Origin of the sequence: Chromohalobacter sp. 296-RDG, from assembly GCF_029889885.1 — a bacterium.
Lineage (GTDB): Bacteria > Pseudomonadota > Gammaproteobacteria > Pseudomonadales > Halomonadaceae > Chromohalobacter.
Window position 1 is genome coordinate 1 of the sequence record NZ_JARANY010000313.1, and the last position, 562, is coordinate 562.

1 pseudogene is annotated in these 562 nt (G+C 55.3%); it reads right to left on the reverse strand.

Annotated features, from left to right (window positions below):
• A pseudogene (locus OP495_RS18720) lies at positions 1–469 on the reverse strand (tripartite tricarboxylate transporter substrate binding protein); the annotation flags it as partial.
• Positions 470–562: the final 93 nt, after the last annotated feature.

Consider the following 562-nt stretch of genomic DNA (forward strand, 5'->3'; position numbering starts at 1 on the left):
CAAAAGTGATGGAACGCTTATCTTCCTTGAGCGTATCGGTTAGGGGAATCAGGGTAGGGTATTCTGAATCCTGTGACACGCCAATCACACCATAATCGGCGCCCAGCGCAGTCACCCAGTTAACTTGGTCGGCCGTCATCCCCTGGAACAAGCCTTGGGCAAGACCGGCCGAGGTTACCGTAGAGGCAGCCACCAGTAGCTGTTCATCGCTGGGACGTTTGCTGATGACATGGGCATAGGCGACACCACCGGTCGCTCCAGGCATGTTGACGGTCTGAACGCCCTCGGGAACCATGTCGAGTTCCTGCAGGATCCTACCCACGCTACGGCAGGTGAAATCCCAGCCGCCACCAGGGCTTGAAGGGGCGATACAGTCAACCTTGCCGTTGAGATCAAAGCTCCAGGCGGCTGACGCGAAGGTAAAGGCGAGTCCAGCAGCAGTGAGCTGGACGGTGCGTTTTAGCTTCATCATCGAATCCTCTAGTTATTGTATCTATCGTGCTAATAGCGGGCGTGTCTAGATTGAACCGTATCCGAGGTGTCAGGACCGAAGAAGTAACAA